At 54.6% G+C, this 735-nt stretch carries 1 protein-coding gene; it reads right to left on the reverse strand.

The window, feature by feature from the left end; all coding sequences use genetic code 11:
- Positions 1-9: 9 nt before the first annotated feature.
- A protein-coding gene (locus CFR79_RS15545; protein ID WP_258373666.1) for an IS5 family transposase occupies positions 10-734 on the reverse strand; the annotation gives its coding sequence in 2 pieces (ribosomal slippage) (positions 10-428 and positions 428-734; 726 coding nt in all).
- Between the last annotated feature and the right edge of the window lies 1 nt (position 735).

Consider the following 735-nt stretch of genomic DNA (forward strand, 5'->3'; position numbering starts at 1 on the left):
GCTCCGGACTCATAACCAGGAGATGACAGTTGCAGCGAGGCATATGGCTGAGAAGAAGACATTCGGGCATCTGTCATAATGTGTTGCGACCCATCTCCAGTCCTTTATTCTTCCGAACATGATCTCGATACGGCTGCGGTGTTTGTATTTCCGCCTGTCGTATCTGACCGGTTTTCCACGACATTTCTGGCTAGGAATGCAGGGCTTTATCCCTTTCCCCTTCAGGGCATCCCGAAACCAATCTGCGTCATACCCGCGATCGGCCAGCATCCATTGAGCTATGGGAAGACTGTCGGGAAGGGCTGCTGCACCTGTATAATCACTGGTCTGCCCCGCCGTCATGAAGAAGCTCAGCGGTCGTCCGTTCTGATCGGTGATGACATGCAGCTTCGTATTCATACCGCCTTTTGTGCGACCGATCAGGCGACCTGGATCCCCTTTTTGAGTCGCAGGCTCGAAGCCGTACGATGTGCCTTGAGATAGCTCGCATCAATCATGATGGTCCGGGGCTCTTCCTGTCCATCAGCCAGACCATCCATCATTCTGATGAAGATCCCCATCGCACTCCAGCGCTTCCAGCGGTTGTAGAATGTCTTGTGTGAACCGTATTCCCGGGGCGCATCGCGCCAGCGCAGACCGTTTCGGTTAACGAAGATGATGCCGCTCAGCACGCGACGGTCATCAACACGAGGCCAGCCGTAGCTCTTGAGAAAGAAAGGCGGAAGACGCTCCATC

Origin of the sequence: Komagataeibacter saccharivorans (assembly GCF_003207825.1) — a bacterium.
Lineage (GTDB): Bacteria > Pseudomonadota > Alphaproteobacteria > Acetobacterales > Acetobacteraceae > Komagataeibacter > Komagataeibacter saccharivorans.